This window comes from Streptomyces rugosispiralis, from assembly GCF_024505145.1.
GTDB classification, from domain to species: Bacteria; Actinomycetota; Actinomycetes; order Streptomycetales; family Streptomycetaceae; genus Streptomyces; species Streptomyces rugosispiralis.
This window is the reverse complement of record NZ_JANIAA010000076.1, coordinates 1-19,520: the sequence shown is the minus strand read 5'-3', so window position 1 is coordinate 19,520 and position 19,520 is coordinate 1. Positions and strand designations below refer to the sequence as shown.

Below are 19,520 nucleotides of genomic sequence, written 5' to 3'. Positions count from 1 at the left end.
TCCTTGGCCTTGCGGTGGTCGGACTCAGAGGACAGCAGTTGCCCCAGCTCGGGGCCGTGGTGCTTACCGTCGGAGTCGGTGAGGACTTCGGTGTATCCCTTGTCCACGCCGATTTTCCGGCTGCCGCAGGGACGCTTGGAGGAGGGCATCGTCTCGGCGTCGATGGCGTAGTGCACCTCGACGCGGCCGTTGCGGAGGATCATCCGGAGCGTTCCTGTGGGGGCGACCGTGGTGTTCAGCGGGATCGTGACGAGCTGCCGCCGCTCCAGGCCGGGCACCGCAATCCATATGTTGCCGCCCTCGGCGAGGGTGAAGGTGCGGTACTGGTCGGAGCGGACCACGATCTGATTGATGGTCTTGTTCCGCCCACGTCGCCAGTGCTTGCGCATCATCCGGGACAGGTACGCATCCTGCGTCCACTGGTCACGCTTCAGCAGCGTGAACAGGCGCGTCTTCTCCGCCTCGGTCACCTTCAGCTTGGCTACGGCGCGACGGACCGCCGGCAGAACTCCTCCATCGCCGTGATCTGGGAGGCGAGATCGTCCTTCTGCCCAGGTGAGGACACTCGGCAGTACACGACCGTCTTGCGCGCTGCCTCGTCGAAGCCCGGCTGCAACACCCGCCGCACATCGGCGTCGTTGAAGTACCGCTGACCGGATGCGGTACGACGCACCACGATGCGGCCCTCCCGCTCCCACCTGCGAACGGTGGAAGGGGAACGGCCGATACGCTCCGCGAACTCGCTGATCCGGTACATACCGACCATCATACGTAACCCTGGACAGCAGTAGGCAAGAATCAGGATGTCATACTCCTCGGTCAGCCCTTGATACCGGTCTGTGCCGCACATTGCACCAGCCAGCGCTTGAGGAACACGAAGTCCGGGACAAGTGGCGCGATCGATACGGCCGTTGCAGAAGAAACAGGTGCGGATGGACAAGAAGGCCAACGGCCAACTGCGCGCGGCAAGGGCCCCGACCGCAAGGTCAGAGTGCCAGAGAACTCTGGTGCACGCCGATGGCGTAGTCATTCCCACGAGGCCCCCGGGACGCGATTTCCGTGCGCGTCCCGGGGCGTTCCGATGCTCGCTCCCGGCCGTCCGGACAAGGCGGAGCCCTCAGCCGCACGGGGAGCGGAAGCCGGCGATCCGCCTCGTCTGTTCGATGGGCCGTCATTCGGTGTGCTGTCGCTCGCGCCGAGCCGCCGGCCGCCCGGCGGAGACGCTCTCCGGAGCGTGATCCCGGTCTGGGGGCCGGGGCGCGCATCCTGGGCAGACGTAGCGCGTGGTTGGCTGACGGGCGCTCCCGCCCCGGCCTCGCTGGCATTGGCCGACGCGCTGGCCCAGCTCGAACAGGACCTCGGCATGATGATCGACCGGCGCACTTTCCTCACGGACAGCAGTGGCCTCGCGCTGTCCGTCATCCCATCCGGAGGTCCCGGCTCCAAGGCCGTGCCCCCCGAGGCTGTGGCGTACTTCCGGCGCCAGCTCGATGACCTCTGGCGAGCCGACGCGGCACAGCGCCCGCGCCGGTTGATCCCGACCGCAGCCGCGCAATTCCAGATCGTCGCGCACCTGGCGACCAACAGTCGCGGCGACCTCCGCAGGCGGCTATGGCAGACGGCGGCGGCTTTCACCGGACTGATCACCTGGCTCTACCAGGATGCTGGTCAGCTCGATCAGGCATCAGCCTGGGGCACCCGCACGCTGGAGCTGGCCCACCGCGCTCACGACAAACAGCTCGTGGCCCATGCGCTGGCCAACCGCGCCATGGTGGACATGGACCTCGGTGACGGCCCCACAACCGTCGAGATGGCCAGTGCGGCCCTGGCTGATGAGAAGCGGCTGTGCGCCAAGGTCAAGGTCCAGGCACTTCAGCAGGCAGCACATGGACACGCCCTGGTCGGCGACCGCAGAGCCTGCGACCAGCTACTCGATCGAGCCAGCCGACTCATTGATCGAATCGATGACGATCAGCCATGGGGCGTCGCGACCAGAACCCCGCTCTACCTGGAGATCCAGCGAGCCACCTGCTACAGCCGAATGCAGCTCGGCGCCGAAGCCGTTCGGCTGTGGGACCAGGTCATGCCCTCTGCGGAGTGGCGGAACTCCGGTGTCTTCGCCGCCCGTCAGGCGGCCGCGCTGGCAGACAGCAGGCGCCCGGACGAGGCGGTAGCAGCCCTGGAGGCCGCGGTACACGTAGCGGAAGAGGTTGAGTCCGCACGGCTGCGCAGGGAATTGACGACCGCCTGGAAACGCCTGGCGCCGTGGCATCTCGCACCGCAGGGCCAAAAGGTGCGGGCGCTGTTCGACGGCATCGGGCTGCCAACCGCTCGCCGAGGGTAGAGGCACCACATGGCAGAACGAGACCCGCTGACAGCAGAAGAAGTCCAGACGCATCTGGAACGCTGGGAAGGCTGGTCCGGAGACACGAGCCGGATCGGCAAGACTTACCAGCTCGACTACTACACGAGCGTCAAGGTCATCAACGAGGTGGCCGAGGCCGCGCAGAAACTTCAGCACCACCCGGACATCGACATCCGATGGGAGCGGCTGCACTTCAGCATCACGACATACAGCGTCGGCGCGGTAATCACGCCGCTGGACTTCAAACTGGTGGCAGAGATCGAGCGCGTAGCGGCCGCACACGGAGCAAAAACGGTTTCCTAGCACTCCAGCTGCAACGCTGTTACGTGGCTGTGCACCTCCGGTGGCCGTCCCGCTGATGCCCATGCGGCATCGCTGCGAGTGGACTCGTTGGTCTCCCATACACGGTTTCGCTTCGCGCGGCGTTTGTCGGGGCATGAGGATGCTACTCGAACAGGATTCCCGCTTCCGGCGCGAGGCTCAGGGCCAACTCCATGTGCCCTGAGCCTTGCACGCTCGCGCCCTTGAGGCTCGCGCCTCCGCCAACATCGAAGAGCGACACCGCGCACGTAGGGCGCCCGGAACGGGTTTGGGGAGGGCATCGGCGGGGCCGGGACGCCGTAATGCCGTCGACCGTGTCCATGCGCGCCCATAGGCTTGGAGGCGTGAGCGACCTGCAGACGATCCATGGCGTCCCCGTCCTGATGTGTGCCCCCGAGGGCGAGGCCATCGGCGCCGAACGCGACGCTCTGGATCTCATCGGCAACGCCGGATACCAGGGCGCCCAGTGGGTCGTCATCCCGGTCGGGCGGTTCGACGAGGCGTTCTTCCGGCTGAGCACGCGGGTGGCCGGGGACATCATCCAGAAGTTCGTGCAATACGCCATGGGCCTGGTGGTCCTCGGCGACATCTCCCGTCATACGGAGGGCAGTTCGGCGCTGCGGGACTTCGTCCGCGAGTGCAATCGGGGACGGCAGACGTGGTTCCTGGCGGATGTCGAGGAGCTGCGGGAGCGGCTGAAGGGCTGAGGGGGGCTGCGGGAGGGGCTGAAGGGCTGAGGGGGCTGGGTGTCTCAGTCCGATTCGAGCACCGTGCGGACGACGGGCCCGGCGGCATCCCCGCCGTGCCCGCCGCCGGTGACCACGGCGGCGGCCGCCACATCGTTACGGTAGGCGGTGAACCAGGCGTTGGTCTCGGGCTGGCCGTCGATCTCGGCCGAACCCGTCTTGGCCCCGATGTCGCCGGTGAGCCCGGACATCGCCCGAGCGGCGGTGCCGCTGGTCGCGGTCAGCCGCATCATGGCCTTCAGCTGCGCGACGGTGGCCGGGCCGAGGCTGCGGTCGCTGGTGGCGATCTCCCGGTGGTCGACGGAGCGCGGCACGAGGACGGGCTGTTTGAAGGTGCCCGTCTGGGCGGTGGCCGCGACCGAGGCGATGGTGAGCGGGTTCATCTGGACCGTGCCCTGGCCGATCATGGCCGCGGCCTTGTCGTCGCCGCTTCCGTTCGGCACCTCGCCGTCGAAGGTGGTGACCCCCACCCGCCAGTTCAGCCCGAGCCCGAACACGGTCCGTGCCTCATGGGCCAACGCGCCGTCGGGCACGGCCCCGGCGAGCGAGACGAACGCGGTGTTGCAGGACGCCGCGAAGTCCTGGGCGAAGGTGGCGGCGGGGTTCTCGCTGTCCTCGACGTTGTGGAACGTCATGCCCTGTGCGTACGCGGCCGTCTTCGGGCACGGCACCGGGCGGCTCGGCCTGACCTTGCCCGACTCCAGCAGAGTGGCCGCGGTGACTATCTTGAACGTGGACCCCGGGGCCGTCTGCCCCTGCAACGCGGCGTTGAACTCGGCCTGGTCGGAGTTGGCCACCGCCAGGATCTCCCCGGTGCTGGGCTTGAGCGCCACCACGGAGGCGCCGTCGCGCGTGGCCACCGCCTTCTCCGCGCCCTTCTGCACCCCGGCGTCGAGGGTGGTGCGCAGTGTGCCCGGGGTGCCCTTCGTCACCACATGCAGCGTGGCCCCGGCGGTTCCGTCGGGCTTGACCGCCGAGACCTCCACGCGGGGCTTGCCACCCGCGTCCACCCCGTATCTCGCGCGCAGCGCGATCAGCACCGGGTCGAGCGAGGGATAGCGGCCCTGCCGCAGTTCCTTGCCGTCCCGGTCCAGCACCCGGACCGGCGGGTTGTCCGCCAGGTCCGTCCGTACGGACTCGCCGGTGGCCAGCTCGGGGTGGAGGACGGAGGGCTTCCAGTCGACCAGCGGCTTCTTGGTCGTCCGGCCGCGCACCACGGTCAGCCGTGATGTGTAGGTCCAGCTGGACCGGGCCTTTCCGAAGACCACCTCGGCCTTGACGGTGAACGGGACCGTGGTGCCCCGCGCCGTGCCCGGGATGGTCGTCACCTTCTTCACATGCCCGTCGTCGCGATAGCCGCTGAGGGCGCCGATGGCCGACTCGGCGTCGTTGGTGAGCCCGGACGCGAGCATGTCATTGCCGTCCGCCCAGGCGTCCAGGAATTCCCCCGCGGTCCGCCGGGTCTCGTCCCCGGTCACCGGGCCGTCATGGGCCGCGGTGGTGTCGCCGCCGGTCACACCCGAGTAGAGGTTGTATCCGCCGTAGCCGGCGATCCCCAGGAGCCCCACTGACAGCGCTCCTAAGACGACCTTGCCCACCGCCCGCATGGCGCCCCCCGATTTTCACCTGTGGTCGGCCGCTTTCACCTCCGTGGGTGGCGCGGGCCGCTGTGCGCTTCGCCCCCGAGCCGCTCAGGCGGCCTTCTCCACCTCGCCGCGCAGCGCCCGGGTGTAGACGTTCAGCAACCGGCTGTACTCGGCCCGTTCCGAAGGCCGCAGTGCCCGGCCTGCCCTGGCCCGCAGAAAGACGCGTATCGCCTCGTTGGCCTGGTCGGTGGCGGGGCTGGTCAGTAAGGCGGGTTGGTGAGTAGGAGTCGGACGCATGACCATAAGAGTAGAGGCCCCTACCGACAATGGCATCGGCGTAAACCGCCCAACAGCGGTGTTACCGGCGGTATGTGAGGAAGACCGCATCCCCCGCGCAGGTGTTCCCCTCCATGTCCCCATGGCATATGCCCCGCCACGGTAGGGGTATGCCTCCTGGGCTCCCCTGCGTTCCTCCCCTGCGCTCCTCCCCTGGCGTTCCATCAGCTCTGACCTGCGGACTCCGGTCCGGTGAGGATCACTTCGAGGGTGCGGGGGCCATGGACGCCTTCGACGCGGTCGAGTTCGATGTCGCTGGTCGCGGACGGTCCCGAGATCCAGGTCAACGGGCGCGCCGGGTCGAGGCGTTCAAGCGCTTCGGGGACGGAGCCCACGACCTGGTCGGTGACGCGGATCACGCAGATGTGGTGGTCGGGCACCAGGGTGATGCGGCGGCGGCCCTGGTCGGGGCCGGCGTCCAGGACCACGGTGCCCGTCTCGGCGATGGCCACCGCACAGCCCGTCACCACGCTGGAGACCGCGTCCAGGTCGTGCGGGGTCAGCTCCGCCGTGTCCGGAACCCGGCGTACCGCGTCCGGGACGGCGGACAGCCAGGAGTCGGGGAGGCCCGGGGGCACGGCCACGCTGGTCGCGCCGCGCTCGGCGAGGAGGCGGGCGATCAGGGCCGGGAGGGACGACGGGGCGTCGAGGGACGCCGGAGTGTCGGCGCGGTGGACGATCGCCCGGTAGTCGGCCAGGTTCTCCGCGAGGAGGTCCGCGGTCCGGTCGGCGGTGCGGTCGCCGTGGACGCGGTGGTAGGTGCGCTCGACCGGCACCTCGCCGGGTGTCTCGGCGCGCGGCACATCGGCCAGGGCGCGGCGGATGCGGGCCATGACCAGGGCGCGCGAGTCCTGGCCCCGGGCGCTTGGGGTTTGGGCGGCGGGGTTCCGGGTGGTGGGCTCGTGCGCGCCGGGGTGCTGGGAGCCGGGGTCTCGCGGGGTCATGTGGTGTCCTTCCTTCCCTCGGTGCGGCTCCCGGTGCTTTTCTCGGTGCTTCCCTGGGTGCGGCTCCCGGTGCTTCCCCCCGTGCTTCCCTCGGTGCGGCGCCCGGTGTCTCCCTCGGTGCGGCTCCCGGTGGCGCTCCGGCCCCGGGTGCGCTGCCACCAGTCGCGGAACGACTCCTCCGGCACCTTCGGCAGCTCCCGCGTATCGCTCCACGCCCGCCCCGGACCGGGCAGCCGCCGCGGATGGAAGCGGCGGGTGCGGGCGGCCAGCCGCTGGCCGGTGCGCAGCAGCCCGGGGTGGTCCAGGGCCCAGCGGGCGGCGCGCATCGCGGCGCGCTCGGCGGCGTGGCCCTTGGCGGGCTTGATGACCGTACGGGTGCCACGGACGGAGGCGGGGCCGCCCTCGACCACCCGCTCGCGCAGGTGGACCAGGATCTCCGGGATGTCGATGGCGACCGGGCACACCTCGTAGCACGCCCCGCACAGGGACGAGGCGTACGGGAGCGAGGCGTCCAGTTCGCTCTGGGTGCCCCGCAGTTGGGGGGTGAGGATCGCGCCGATCGGGCCCGGGTACGCCGATCCGTACGCATGGCCGCCCGCCCGCTCGTACACCGGGCACACATTGAGACACGCCGAGCAGCGGATGCAGCGCAGCGCCTGCCGTCCCACGGTGTCCGCGAGGGTGTCGGTGCGGCCGTTGTCGAGGAGGACGAGATGGAAGGCGCGCGGGCCGTCGGCGTCCGTGGTGCCGGTCCAGGTGGAGGTGTACGGGTTCATCCGCTCGGCGGTCGAGGAGCGGGGCAGGAGCTGGAGGAAGACCTCCAGGTCCTGGAAGGTGGGGACCACCTTCTCGATGCCGACGACGGAGATCAGCGTCTCGGGGAGGGTCAGACACATCCGGCCGTTGCCCTCGGACTCCACGACCACGAGCGTGCCGGTCTCCGCGACCATGAAATTGGCGCCGGAGATCCCCACCTTGGCGTTCAGGAACTTCTCGCGGAGGTGGAGCCGCGCGGCCTCGGCGAGATCGGCGGGCGCGTCGGTCAGCCCCTCCGGGGCCGGGCGGCCCCACTGGGCCATCTTCTCCGTGAAGATGTCGCGGATCTCGCCCCGGTTGCGGTGGATCGCCGGGACCAGGATGTGCGACGGGAGGTCGTCGCCGAGCTGCACGATCAGCTCGGCGAGATCGGTCTCGTACGCGGTGATCCCGGCCGTGGCGAGGGCGCCGTTCAGGCCGATCTCCTGCGTGGCCATCGACTTGACCTTGACGACCTCGCGCTCGCCCGTGGCCCGTACCAGCTCGGTGACGATCCGGTTCGCCTCGTCCGCGTCCGCCGCCCAGTGGACCTGGCCGCCGGCCGCCGTGACCGCGCTCTCCAGCTGCTCCAGATACTGGTCGAGATGGCGCAGCGTACGGTCCTTGATGGCCGCGCCCGCGGCGCGCAGCCGCGACCAGTCGTCCAGTTCGGCCACGGCCGTGGCGCGCTTGGCACGGATGGTGTGGGTGGCGTGGCGGAGGTTGGCGCGCAGTTGGGTGTTCCGGGTCGAGGCGTCGGCCGCCTGCGGGAAGGCGGGCATGCCCAGGTAGGTGGCCTGATGGGTTCCGCTCACCAGACGTCTCCTTCCGTGCTGGCCAGGATCTCGGCGAGGTGGACGGGGCGGACCGTGGAGCCCTGGCGGGCGAGTGTGCCGCCGATGTGCAGCTGGCAGGAGTTGTCGAGCGTGCACACCGCCTCGGCGCCGGTCGCCGTGATGTTGCGCGCCTTGTCCGCCCCCATGGCCGCCGATACCGCCGCGTTCTTGACGGCGAACGTACCGCCGAAGCCGCAGCACTCCTCGGCGCCCGGCAGCTCCACCAGGTTCAGCCCCTTCACCGCGGCGAGGAGCGAGCGCGGGCGGTCGCCGAGTTTCAGCATCCGCAGCCCGTGGCAGGTGGGGTGGTAGGTCACGGTGTGCGGGTAGTACGCGCCGACATCGGTGACCTTCAGGACGTCCGTGAGGAATTCGGTGAGCTCGTACGTCTTGGGGACCGCCTCGGCCGCCGCGTCCGCGAGGTCCTGGCCCCGCCCCTCGGCGGCGGCCTTCGCGCCCATCCGGGGGTAGTTGTCCCGCACCATCGCCGCGCATGACCCCGAGGGGGTCACCACGTATTCGTAGTCGCGGAACGCCGTGGCGTAGCGGCGCATCAGCGGTTCGGTCTCATGGCGGTAGCCGGTGTTGAACTGCGGCTGCCCGCAGCAACTCTGCGCCTCCGGGAAGCCGACTTCCACGCCGAGTCGCTCGAGGAGCGTGACCACGGCTTGGCCGGTGCGCGGATAGAGGGTGTCGTTGACGCAGGTGATGAAGAGCGCTACGCGCACGGTTCCTCCTTGTCGCCCTGACCGGTGGCGGCCTTGCCTCGGCCGGTGGCGGCCTTTCCCTGGCCGGTGGCGGCCCTTGTGACCTGTGGGTCTCCGAGCCGGGCGGCTGCCCGGTCCCACGCCGAATGATCACCTGTGGGCTCATACTGCCTCAGTGGCTGGGTGCTGTGAAGCAGGGCGCGCAACTCGGGCAGCCCACCGTTGATCACTCCGGCCGTCCGAGCCTGGACCAGTACGTTTCCGAGGGCCGCCGCCTCGGCCGGGCCCGCGATCACGGGGAGGCCGCAGGCGTCGGCGGTGAGCTGGCACAACAGCGTGTTGTGCACACCGCCGCCGACGATGTGCACGGCGCTGACCGTACGGCCGGACAGCCGGGTGGCGTCCTCGATCGCGCGGCGGTGGGCCAGGGCGAGGGAGTCCAGGACGCAGCGGGTGGTCTCGGCGGGGGTGCGGGGGATGGGCTGGCCGGTGCGGCGGCAGGCGTCGGCGATGCGGTCGGGCATGTGGTGGGGGGCGATGAAGGCGGGGTCGCCGGCGTCCACGACTGAGCGGAGCGGGGTGGTTTGGGCGGCGGCTTGGAGTAGGGCGGTGAGGTCTGTGCTGCTTGTGGTGCTTGTGCTGCTTGTGCTGCTTGTGGGGGTGGCTTCGGTGTTCCAGGTGCGGACGCACTCCTGGAGCATCCACAGGCCCATGATGTTGCGCAGATAGCGGACCGTGCCGTCCACACCCAGCTCATTGGTGAAGTTGGCGGCGCGGCTCTCCTCCGTGAGTACCGGTGCGTCCAGCTCGAGCCCGGCCAGGGACCAGGTGCCGGTGGCGATGTACGCGAAGTCGGGCGTGGTGGCCGGGACGCCGACGACGGCGGACGCGGTGTCGTGCGAGCCGACGGCGGTGACGGGGAGGGGGTGGGTGAGGCCCGCCTCGGTGAGAACGTCCTGGCGCAGGGTTCCGGCGGGGTCGCCCGGGTGGCGCAGGGGCGGGAAGAGGGACAGGTCGATGCCCAGGGCCTCTGCCACCGGGGTGGCCCAGTCGCGGGTGCGGGGGTCGATGAGCTGGGTGGTGGAGGCGTTGGTCAGTTCGGTGCCGGGCTCGCCGGTCAGCCAGTACGAGATGAGGTCGGGGATGAGGAGGAGGCGGTGGGCGGCGGTGAGGGCGGGAGTGCCCTGCGCCGCGATGAGCTGGTAGATGGTGTTGAAGGGGAGGTGCTGGATGCCGGTGGCGGCGTAGAGGGCTTGGGGCGGGAGCACGGCCGCGACCTTTTCGGCGGCGCCGGTGGTGCGGGTGTCGCGGTAGTGGACGGGGTTGGCGAGCAGGGTGCCGTCGGCGGCGAGCAGGCCGTAGTCCACGGCCCAGGTGTCGATGCCGATGCTGGTCAGGGTGGTATTGCCGGTGGTTTGTGCTGCGGCTGCCGTCAGCCCGTCGAGTACGCCCTGGTAGAGCGACAGGATGTCCCAGTGCAGGGTGCCCAGGAGGCGGGTTGGTTGGTTGGGGAAGCGGTGCGCTTCGTGGAGGGTCAGCCGTTCGGGGGCGACCTCCCCGACGATGACGCGGCCGCTGGACGCACCGAGGTCTACGGCGGCGAAGCGGTGTTCTGTGGTGGGCACGTGGACCTCGTGGTGGGGTGCGTGGGTGGTGGGGTGCGTGGGTGGGAGTGCGTGGTGGTTGCCCTGGTTCGTATCGGGCGGGGGCCGGGGCCTCCGGGGCGGGGCCCTGGACCGTATATTTACGGCGCCGACGGACGTTGAGCGTGGGGTTGGTCGGAGATAGGCGCCACAAATACGCCCCTGGCCTTCGGCATGGGGAACCCCGAGTGTCCAGGACCCCACCCCTCCGACCCCGTCCCCCTCACGCGCGTGTCAGCGCAGGAACGCCGCCGCGACACCGGCGTCGACCGGGACGTGCAGACCCGTGGTGTGGGTCAGGTCGCCGCCGACGAGGGCGAAGACGGCGTTCGCCACGTGGGAGGGGAGTACTTCGCGCTTGAGCAGGGTGCGTTGGGCGTAGAACTCGCCCAGCTTCTCCTCGGGGACGCCGTACACGGCCGCGCGTTGTGCGCCCCAGCCGCCCGCGAAGATGCCGGAGCCTTGGACGACGCCGTCGGGGTTCACGCCGTTGACGCGGATGCCGTGCTCGCCCAATTCCGCTGCCAGGAGGCGGACTTGGTGGGCCTGGTCGGCCTTGGTCGCGGAGTAGGCGATGTTGTTCGGGCCCGCGAATACGGCGTTCTTGGACGTGATGTAGACGATGTCGCCGCCCATGTTCTGGGCTGTGAATACGCGGGCTGCTTCTCGGGAGGCGAGGAAACTGCCTCGCGCCATGATGTCGTGCTGGAGGTCCCAGTCGGCGGTGGTCGTTTCGAGCAGGGGCTTGGAGATGCTGATCCCGGCGTTGTTGATGAGAATGTCCACGCCGCCGAAGTCCAGCGCCGCCTGATGGAACGCCGCCTTGATCTGCTCTTCCGAGGTGACGTCCACGGCGACGGCCGTGGCCTTGTCCGGGCCGCCGAGCTCTTGCGCCACGGCTTGCGCTGATTCCGTGTTGATGTCCGCGACGACGACGCATGCGCCCTCGGCCACGAGGCGCTGGGCGATCGCCTTGCCGATGCCGGACCCGGCGCCGGACACCAGGGCGATACGGGTGGCGAGGGGCTTCGGCTTGGGCATGCGCTGGAGCTTGGCCTCTTCGAGCGCCCAGTACTCGATGCGGAACTTCTCCGACTCCTCGATGGGGGAGTAGGTGGAGACCGCCTCGGCGCCGCGCATGACGTTGATGGCGTTGACGTAGAACTCGCCTGCCACGCGGGCCGTTTGCTTGTCCTTGCCGTAGCTGAACATCCCGACTCCGGGGATCAGCACGATCGCCGGATCCGCGCCGCGCATGGGCGGGGAGTCGGGGGTGGCGTGGCGGTCGTAGTAGGCCGCGTAGTCGGTGCGGTACGCGGCGTGGAGTTCCTTGAGGCGGTCGATCGTCTCGTCGAGGGGGGCGTTCGGGGGGAGGTCCAGGACGAGGGGGCGGACCTTGGTGCGGAGGAAGTGGTCCGGGCAGGAGGTGCCGAGGGCCGCCAGGCGGGGGTGTTCGGCGCGGGAGACGAAGTCCAGGACGGTGTCGCTGTCCGTGAAGTGGCCCACCTGGGGGCGGTCCGTGGAGGCCAGGCCCCGGATCACCGGGGCGAGGGCGGCCGCACGGGCGCGGCGCTCGGACTCGGGGAGGGTGGGGTGGACGACGGAGCCGAACGGGTCCGCCTTGCCGCGTTCGGCGAGGAACTCCTCGGCGGTGCGGATGACGCGGAGCGAGTTCGCCTCGCACGCGTCGGAGGTGTCGCCCCAGGCGGTGATGCCGTGGCCGCCGAGGATGCAGCCGATGGCCTGGGGGTTGGCCTTCTTGATGGCGGCGATGTCCAGGCCCAACTGGAAGCCGGGGCGGCGCCAGGGCACCCAGACGACCTGGTTGCCGAAACACTCCTTGGTGAGCGCCTCGCCGTCGGCCGCGCAGGCGAGGGCGATACCGGAGTCGGGGTGGAGGTGGTCGACGTGGGCGGCGTCCACCAGGCCGTGCATGGCGGTGTCGATGGAGGGCGCGGCCCCGCCCTTGCCGTGCAGGCAGTAGTCGAAGGCCGCGACCATCTCGTCCTCGCGGTCCACCCCGGGGTAGACACCGGTGAGCGCGCGAAGACGGTCCAGCCGGAGCGCGGCGAGCCCGGAGTGAGTGAGGGTGCCCAGATCGCCACCGGAGCCCTTGACCCACATCAGCTCGACGTCCTGGCCCGTGACGGGATCGGTCGCGGTGCCCTTGGCGGAGGTGTTGCCCCCCGCGTAGTTGGTATTGCGCGGATCAGCGCCCAACCGATGCGAGCGCCCCAACAGCGCGCCCGCCTCGGGATGCGGTTCTGCGGTCATGTCGTCCTCTGTGTGTGGACCAGTCTGAGGTGGTTATGCGAGGCACGCCCCACATGGGTGCGCCCGATGGGATCAGGTGGCGAGAGTGAAGGCCCCGGGGTGCGGCCCGGCGGGGTCCCGGGGCTGGGCCTCGAGCTCCAGGCAGGACTTTGGGGGTTGGGGCGGAGCCCCGGGGGAGTTGAGGCGGGGCGAGTGGATTGGGGGCGGAGCTCCGAGGCGGTCTCCGGAGCTGGGCCGGGGGCCGGGGCGGAGCCCCGGGTGCCTGGAGGCAGGGCGAGTGGGTTGGGGCGGAGCCCCGTGGGTTGAGGGCGGGGCCCCAGTGGGTCCGGGGCAGTGCCCCGGGATCCGGGGTGGAGCCCCAGGAGGTCCGGGACAGGACCCCGGGGGCCAAGGCGGAGCGGGGGTCGGGGGGCGGAGCCCCAGCGAGGCCGGGGCGCGGCCCCCAAGGGGGCCGGGGCGGAGCCCCGACGGGTCTGGGGCGGAGCCCCCAGGAGGGGGGCCGGGGGCCGCGCCCCCGGGTTCGGGGAGGGGCGGAGTGGGGGCTACGCACCCCACCCCGCCTGCTCTCCCCCCACCCGCTCCGCCGCGATCCGATCCGCCCACCCCGAGGCCCGGTACGCCGCCATCGGGTCGGGGGCGATGCCCAGTTCCTCGCGGACCTCGGCCAGCAGCGGCCGTACGTCGGTGTTGTACGCGTCCATCAGGACCGCGTTGGCACCCAGCACATCGCCCTCGCGCTGGGCCACGGCGAGCGCGTCGCGGTCGACCAGGAGGGCCTTGGCCGTGGCCTCCTGGACGTTCATCACCGAGCGTATGATCGCCGGGATCTTGGGCTCGATGTTGTGGCACTGGTCGAGCATGAAGGCGACCCCCGAGGTCAGCCCGCCGCCCCTGACCACCTCGTACATGATCCGGAAGAGCTGGAAGGGGTCGGCGGCGCCGACCATCAGGTCGTCGTCCGCGTAGAAGCGGGAGTTGAAGTCGAAGGCGCCGAGCTTCTTCTCGCGCAGCAGCAGCGCGACGATGAACTCGATGTTGGTGCCGGGCGCGTGGTGGCCGGTGTCCACGCAGACCTGGGCCCTGGGGCCCAGCTTGAGGCAGTGGGCGTAGGCGGTGCCCCAGTCGGGGACGTCCGTGGTGTAGAAGGCGGGCTCGAAGAACTTGTACTCCAGCAGCATCCGTTGGTCCTCGCCGAGGCGCTCGTAGACCGCGCTCAGCGCCTCGGCGAGGCGGTCCTGGCGGGCCGCGATGTCGTCCTGGCCGGGGTAGTTGGTGCCGTCGGAGAACCAGAGCTTGAGGTCGCGGGAGCCCGTGGCATCCATGATGTCGACGCACTCCAGGAGGTGGCCCAGCGCCTTGCGGCGGACCGCCGGGTCGGGGTGGGTGACCGAGCCCAGCTTGTAGTCGTCGTCCTGGAAGACGTTGGAGTTGATGGCGCCCAGCTTCAGGCCGCGTTCCTCCGCGTACTTGGCGAGCGCCCCGTAGTCCTCGACCCGGTCCCAGGGGATGTGCAGGGCGACCGTGGGGGCGACCCCGGTGACGGCGTGCACCTGGGCGGCGTCGTCCAGCTTCTCCTGGGGGGTGCGCGGGACGCCGGGCTGGGCGAACACCTTGAAGCGGGTTCCGGAGTTGCCGTACGCCCATGACGGCGTCTCGACCGCCTGGCTCTTGAGGGCCGCCTTCACGGCTGGAACGTCAGACATGAATCTCCTTCATGAAACGATTCAAGAAACCTAGCCGCGCGGTCGGCCACGCGTCAAGAAGTGGTGGGTCCCCGACCCCACGGCGAACACCGCGCAGCCGTCCGCCATGCGCAGCGGGCGGGTGCCGCGAGCGGTCACGTCCGCCGCGCGGTGTGCCGGGACCCAGATCTGGGCCGTGGTGTTGACGGGGATGGACACCGTGAGGGTGAAGTCCTCGCCCTGGGACCAGCGGGTGGTGACGGGGCCGTAGAGGGAGTCGTAGCGGCCCTCGGCGGAGCGCACCTCGCCGCCGGGGCGGGGCCGGATGAGGATCTCGCGGAAGCCGGGGGCGGCCGGGGCGATCCCGGTGATGTTCTGGTACATCCACTCGCCGACCGAGCCGTAGGCGTAGTGGTTGAACGAGTTCATCCCGACGTCCTGGAAGCTCCCATCCGGCTTGATCGAGTCCCAGCGCTCCCACATCGTGGTCGCGCCCCGGTCGATCTGGTACCCCCAGGAGGGGAAGGTGCGCTGGTGGAGCAGGCGGTAGGCGACGTCGGTGTGACCGGTCTCGGTGAGGGTCGGCAGCAGCCGGGGGGTGCCGAGGAAGCCGGTGGACAGATGCCAGTCGCGGTCCTTGACGAGGGCGACGAGGCGATCGGCCGCGGGCGCGCGGAGGTTCGCGGGGAGCAGGTCCATGGAGAGCGCCAGGACGTACGCGGTCTGGGTGTCGCCCTTGACCCTGCCGTCGGCGGAGACGTACGCGCGGTTGAAGGCCGCCTTGACGCGGGTCAGGAGGTCTTCGTACGGGGCCGGGTCCTCGCCCAGGACGTGGGCGGTGCGGGCGACGAGGTCGGTTGCGTGGGCGAAGTAGGCGGTGGCGATGACGTCCTTGGGGGTGTCCGCCTCGACGCTGAGCCAGTCGCCGTAGCCCTCGGCGGGCCGCAGCAGGCCGGTGCTGTGCTGTTCCAGGTAGCTGATCCAGCGCCGCATGGCCGGCCAGTTCTCGCGCAGCACCCGGGTGTCGCCGTACGCCTGGTAGAGGTTCCAGGGCACGGTCACCCCGGCGTCGCCCCAGCCCGCCACGCCGTTGCCGACGTCGCCGAGGTGCGGTGCCACATCGGGGAAGGAGCCCTGGTCGGTCTGGCCGTCGCGCAGGTCCTGGAGCCACTTGGTGAGGAAGCGGGCGGACTCCATGGTGTACGCGGCGGTGCTGGAGAACACGTTGATGTCGCCGGTCCAGCCGAGCCGTTCGTCCCGCGCCGGGGTGTCGGTGGGGATGGACAGGAAGTTGCCGCGCAGGCCCCATGTGATGTTGGAGTGCAGCTGGTTGAGCATGGCCGAGTCGGTGTGGAACGAGAGGGTGAAGGGGGCGGCGGTGTGCATCACCCGGCCGGTGATCGCGTCGGGGGAGGGCGTTCCGGGGTAGCCGGTGACCTCGACGTAGCGGAAGCCGTGGAAGGTGAAGCGTGGCTCGTAGGTCTCCCGGCCGCCGCCCTTGAGGGTGTAGGTGTCGACGGGGCGGGCGGTGCGCAGATTGGCCGTGTAGGCGGTGCCGTCGGGGCCCAGCACCTCGGCGTGGCGGATCCGGACCTTGTGGCCGGCCGGGCCGGAGACCGTGAGGCGGACGCTGCCGACCATGTTCTGGCCCAGGTCGAAGAGGTGCACACCGGGTGCGGGTTCGGTGACCCCGACCGGTTTGATCTCGCGTTCCACCCGGGTCGGGGCGTCGGTCTGGGCCACCACCTCGGCGGTGATGTCCGAGGCCGTGACGGCGGGCTGCCAACCGGTGTCGTCGAAGCCAGGTGAGGTCCAGCCGGGCGTCTCCTTGCGGGCGTCGTACTCCTCGCCCATCAGCAGGTCGGCGGTGAGCAGCGGGCCGGTGGCCGCGCGCCACTGCTGGTCGGTGGTGATGCGCTCGGTGCTGCCGTCGGCGTACGTGACCTCCAACTGGGCGAGCAGGGCGGGGTGGTCGCCGTACTGGGTCTGGCCGAACCACGCGATGTTCCCGGCGTACCAGCCGGGGGCGAGGGTCACCCCGAGGGCGTTGGTCCCTCGGTGGAGGGCGTCGGTGACGTCGTAGGTCTGGTACGCCACGCGCTTGCGGTAGTCGGTCCAGCCGGGCGCGAGCTGATCGCGGCCGACGCGGACGCCGTTGAGGTGGGCTTCGTAGAGGCCCAGGGCCGTGGAGTAGAGCCGGGCGCGTGCCACGGGTTTGGTGAGCCGGAAAGTGCGGCGGAGCTGGGCGGGGGACTGGAGGGGGAGCACCCTGCCCCATGGGCCGCCGCCCCAGGCCGCCAGTTTCTCGGCGGTGGCCCAGCCGCTGTCGTCGTAGTCCGGGTCCGTCCAGGTGGCGGGGGGTTTGGTGTCCGTCGTGTGCCAGGTGGCGTCCGTGTGGTGGCGGGTGGTGCCGTCGTCGGTGGTGAGCTCCAGGGTGGCGAGCAGTCCCGCCGGGCCCTTCTCGGCGTTGGTGGCCGCGACGGCGAGCGTGGCGGCGCCCTCGTCGAGGAATTCGGTGACGTCGACGGTGACCGGATGGCTCCATGCCTTGAGGGCGCCCACCGCCTCGCGGGCGGCGACCTCGGTGCCGTTCACATGGGCGGTGAAGCCGTCGTCGGCCGCCACCACCAGCCGGGCGTGGCGGACGGTGCCCGGGGCGTGGACGGGGGTACGGAACCACCGGGTGGCCGCCGGGGCCTCGGTGGCCGGATCCCCCTCGGGGAACCAGATCCAGGCGGCGCCCTCCAGGGACGGTGGCGCGGTCAGCGCGGCGGGTGCGGCGATCCAACGGGCCTGCCACTGGCCGGAGTTGAGCAGCCCGGTCTCCCACCAGGCGGGGGCGGACCACGCGGAGGGGCGGCCGTGGCCGTCCCAGACCCGCACCGACCAGTGGTAGCGGGTGCGCGGGCGCAGGGCCGGGCCGTCGTAGGGGACCAGGACCGACTGGCGCGATGTCGTCCTGCCGCTGTCCCAGACGTCCGGCTCGCCGAGCCGGTCGGGGGAGGTGGCGACCCGGATGTGGTACGCGCTCTGCAGCTGGTCGCGGGCGTCCGAGTCGAGGACCCAGCTCAGCCGGGGGCGGGAGGTGTCGAGGCCGAGCGGGTGGGGCGCGTACTCCACCGTGGTGCTCCGGACCCGCAGCCCCGCGCCGGGGCGTTCCTCGGCGGCGGCGGACGGGGTGAGGGCGGGCAGACCCGTGAGGGCCGTACCGGTGGCAGCGGTGGTGGCGAGCAGGTGGCGTCTGCTGATCATGGGCTTCCTCCAGGGACGACTGGATGGGAACGATCGATGAAAACGATTCAACCCAAGGCGCCTGGACCGTAGGGCCGGGGTTCAGGGTGCGTCAAGGGGGCTGAAACGATGTGGGCGTATCCCGTGCACACCCTCTTGACGGCCGCATAGGGCGCGGCTAGCTTCCCGGAATCCGGCATTGAAACATTTCATTTATTGCCCCTGCGTACGCGTCAGGAGACTCCGTGAGCCAGCCTGCTTCGACCGGTGTGCCGGTCCTCGCCCTCGAGGGGGTGAACAAATCCTTCGGCGCCGTACGGGCCCTCCGGGACGTCTCGCTCGAGCTCTTCGCCGGTGAGGCCCATGCCCTGGCCGGTGAGAACGGGGCGGGCAAGTCGACGCTCATCAAGATCCTCGCCGGGGTGCACCGGCCCGACTCCGGCCGGGTGCTGCTGGACGGCGAGCCGGTGGTCTTCCACGGCCCCGCCGACGCCCGTGACGTCGGCACCGCCGTCATCTACCAGGAGCCGACGCTCTTCCCCGATCTGTCCATTGCCGAGAACATCTTCATGGGCCGTCAGCCCCGCCGGGCCCTCGGCCGGATCGACCACAAAGCCGTACGGACCTCCACCGCCGCCCTGATGGCGCGGCTCGGCGTCGAACTCGACCCGGACCGGCCCGCCAGGGGCCTGTCCATCGCCGACCAGCAGATCGTCGAGATCGCCAAGGCGCTCTCCTTCGACGCCCGGGTGCTGATCATGGACGAGCCGACGGCGGCGCTCACCGGGAGCGAGACCGCCCGGCTCTTCTCGGTCGTCGAGACGCTGCGCGCCGAGGGCGCCGCCGTGCTGTTCATCTCCCACCGCCTGGAGGAGATCTTCGAACTCTGCCAGCGGGTCACCACCCTGCGGGATGGCCGATTGGTGGCCTCCGAACCGCTGGCCGGGCTCACCCAGGACGCCCTGGTCCGCCGCATGGTCGGCCGGGACCTGGCCGAGCTTTACCCCAAGCAGGACAGCCGGGTCGGCGAGACCGCGCTCGCGGTGCGGCGGCTGACCCGTGAGGGCGTCTTCCGGGACGTCTCCTTCGAGGTGCGGCGCGGTGAGATCGTCGCGCTCGCCGGGCTGGTCGGAGCGGGGCGCACCGAGGTGGCCCAGGCCGTCTTCGGCGTGGACCGGGCGGACGCGGGCGAGGTGCGGGTCGGCGGGGCGGTGCTGCGGCCCGGTTCGCCGACCGCCGCCATGGACGCCGGGCTCGCGCTCGTCCCCGAGGACCGGCGCCAGCGGGGGCTGGTGATGGAGATGTCCATCGAGCGGAACATCGGGCTGACCGGACTGGACCGGCTGGGCCGCGCGGGGCTGGTGAAGCGGGCGCTGGAGCGCGGCCGCGCGGCCGACTGGGCGGTCCGGCTCCAGTTGAAGTACGGCAGCCTCGCCGACCACGTCGGGGTGCTCTCCGGCGGCAATCAGCAGAAGGTCGTGCTCGCCAAGTGGCTGGCGACCGAGCCCACGGTGCTCATCGTGGACGAGCCCACGCGCGGGATCGACGTGGGCACCAAGGCCGAAGTGCACCGGCTGCTGTCGTCGCTGGCCGCCGACGGGCTCGCGGTGCTGATGATCTCCTCCGATCTGCCCGAGGTACTGGGCATGGCCGACCGGGTCCTGGTGATGCACGAGGGCCGGCTGGTGGCCGAGATCCCGCGCGCCGAGGCCACCGAGGAGTCCGTGATGGCCGCCGCGACCGGGCTCACGGATGGCGCCTATGGCGCCGGTGTCGTCGGTGGGGCCGGTGTCGCCGCCGCGACCGGGCCCCGCGACGCCGGGGCGGGCGGGTCCACTGATGCCACTGGCGCTAGCGGACCCACCGGCGCGGCCGGGTCGACCGATGCCCCCGGCGCGAGCGGGCATCCCCATGCCACCGGTGACACGGGCGCTGCCGGGCCCACCGGTGCGAGCGGGCCGACCGGCGTCACCGGTGCGAGCGGGCACTCCCACGCCACCGGCGCGAGTGGGCTCCCTCATGCCACCGGTGACACGGGCGCCGGCGGGCCCACC

13 protein-coding genes and 2 pseudogenes are annotated in these 19,520 nt (G+C 71.0%); 4 read left to right on the top strand and 11 right to left on the bottom strand.

The genetic code is table 11. The annotated features are described in order from the left end of the window. A pseudogene (locus NP777_RS45695) lies at nucleotides 1-470 on the bottom strand (zinc ribbon domain-containing protein); the annotation flags it as partial. A gap of 29 nt (nucleotides 471-499) precedes the next feature. Beyond that, nucleotides 500-766: pseudogene (locus NP777_RS45690) on the bottom strand (IS607 family transposase); the annotation flags it as partial. Nucleotides 767-1,324: 558 nt separating this feature from the next. Here NP777_RS45690 and NP777_RS45680 point away from each other — a divergent pair. From NP777_RS45680 to NP777_RS45670, 3 genes are all read left to right on the top strand, one after another. After that, nucleotides 1,325-2,344: a Twin-arginine translocation pathway signal gene (locus NP777_RS45680; RefSeq protein WP_256656114.1), complete on the top strand. Its 1,020-nt coding sequence runs from the start codon at nucleotides 1,325-1,327 to the stop codon at nucleotides 2,342-2,344. 9 nt (nucleotides 2,345-2,353) lie between these two features. Further along, the gene (locus NP777_RS45675; protein WP_256656113.1) at nucleotides 2,354-2,668 is read left to right on the top strand and encodes a 4a-hydroxytetrahydrobiopterin dehydratase; all 315 of its coding nucleotides are present in this window, start codon (nucleotides 2,354-2,356) and stop codon (nucleotides 2,666-2,668) included. A gap of 362 nt (nucleotides 2,669-3,030) precedes the next feature. Then, nucleotides 3,031-3,393: a DUF4180 domain-containing protein gene (locus tag NP777_RS45670; RefSeq protein ID WP_256656112.1), complete on the top strand. Its 363-nt coding sequence runs from the start codon at nucleotides 3,031-3,033 to the stop codon at nucleotides 3,391-3,393. 44 nt (nucleotides 3,394-3,437) lie between these two features. Here the strand turns inward: NP777_RS45670 and NP777_RS45665 are convergent, their stop codons facing one another. The 9 genes from NP777_RS45665 to NP777_RS45625 form a co-directional block, all read right to left on the bottom strand. Next, the gene (locus NP777_RS45665) at nucleotides 3,438-5,039 is read right to left on the bottom strand and encodes a penicillin-binding transpeptidase domain-containing protein (RefSeq protein WP_256656111.1); all 1,602 of its coding nucleotides are present in this window, start codon (nucleotides 5,037-5,039) and stop codon (nucleotides 3,438-3,440) included. A gap of 84 nt (nucleotides 5,040-5,123) precedes the next feature. Then, complete coding sequence (locus NP777_RS45660) at nucleotides 5,124-5,315, bottom strand: hypothetical protein (protein WP_256656110.1); 192 nt, start codon at nucleotides 5,313-5,315, stop codon at nucleotides 5,124-5,126. Nucleotides 5,316-5,518: 203 nt separating this feature from the next. Continuing rightward, complete coding sequence (locus tag NP777_RS45655; protein WP_256656116.1) at nucleotides 5,519-6,187, bottom strand: LutC/YkgG family protein; 669 nt, start codon at nucleotides 6,185-6,187, stop codon at nucleotides 5,519-5,521. 107 nt (nucleotides 6,188-6,294) lie between these two features. Further along, a complete protein-coding gene (locus tag NP777_RS45650; protein ID WP_256656115.1) occupies nucleotides 6,295-7,875 on the bottom strand; it encodes a lactate utilization protein B in 1,581 nt (526 codons plus the stop codon). Nucleotides 7,876-7,904: 29 nt separating this feature from the next. Next, a complete protein-coding gene (locus NP777_RS45645) occupies nucleotides 7,905-8,657 on the bottom strand; it encodes a (Fe-S)-binding protein (RefSeq protein WP_256656109.1) in 753 nt (250 codons plus the stop codon). Then, nucleotides 8,648-10,261, bottom strand: coding sequence for a rhamnulokinase (locus NP777_RS45640; protein ID WP_256656108.1), 1,614 nt, complete (start codon nucleotides 10,259-10,261; stop codon nucleotides 8,648-8,650). Before NP777_RS45640 ends, NP777_RS45645 begins: the two co-directional genes overlap by 10 nt. Nucleotides 10,262-10,513: 252 nt before the next feature. Beyond that, a complete protein-coding gene (locus NP777_RS45635; protein ID WP_256656107.1) occupies nucleotides 10,514-12,553 on the bottom strand; it encodes a bifunctional aldolase/short-chain dehydrogenase in 2,040 nt (679 codons plus the stop codon). 542 nt (nucleotides 12,554-13,095) lie between these two features. Then, nucleotides 13,096-14,256 (bottom strand): L-rhamnose isomerase, encoded by a 1,161-nt coding sequence (gene rhaI, locus NP777_RS45630; protein WP_256656106.1) that lies wholly within the window; start codon nucleotides 14,254-14,256, stop codon nucleotides 13,096-13,098. A gap of 30 nt (nucleotides 14,257-14,286) precedes the next feature. Continuing rightward, on the bottom strand, nucleotides 14,287-17,487 hold the full coding sequence (locus NP777_RS45625; protein WP_256656105.1) for an alpha-L-rhamnosidase: 3,201 nt from the start codon (nucleotides 17,485-17,487) through the stop codon (nucleotides 14,287-14,289). Between the two features lie 224 nt (nucleotides 17,488-17,711). Between NP777_RS45625 and NP777_RS45620 the strand changes: the two genes are divergently transcribed. Further along, nucleotides 17,712-19,520: ATP-binding cassette domain-containing protein (locus tag NP777_RS45620; protein WP_256656104.1), on the top strand; the 1,809-nt coding region annotated here is incomplete at its 3' end.

Coding starts and splice junctions, on each gene's coding strand:
- NP777_RS45650 (WP_256656115.1), bottom strand. CDS start 7,875: ATGCCCGCCTTCCCGCAGGCGGCCGACGCCTCGACCCGGAACACCCAA.
- NP777_RS45635 (WP_256656107.1), bottom strand. CDS start 12,553: ATGACCGCAGAACCGCATCCCGAGGCGGGCGCGCTGTTGGGGCGCTCG.
- NP777_RS45665 (WP_256656111.1), bottom strand. CDS start 5,039: ATGCGGGCGGTGGGCAAGGTCGTCTTAGGAGCGCTGTCAGTGGGGCTC.
- NP777_RS45655 (WP_256656116.1), bottom strand. CDS start 6,187: ATGGCCCGCATCCGCCGCGCCCTGGCCGATGTGCCGCGCGCCGAGACA.
- rhaI (WP_256656106.1), bottom strand. CDS start 14,256: ATGTCTGACGTTCCAGCCGTGAAGGCGGCCCTCAAGAGCCAGGCGGTC.
- NP777_RS45625 (WP_256656105.1), bottom strand. CDS start 17,487: ATGATCAGCAGACGCCACCTGCTCGCCACCACCGCTGCCACCGGTACG.
- NP777_RS45660 (WP_256656110.1), bottom strand. CDS start 5,315: ATGCGTCCGACTCCTACTCACCAACCCGCCTTACTGACCAGCCCCGCC.
- NP777_RS45675 (WP_256656113.1), top strand. CDS start 2,354: ATGGCAGAACGAGACCCGCTGACAGCAGAAGAAGTCCAGACGCATCTG.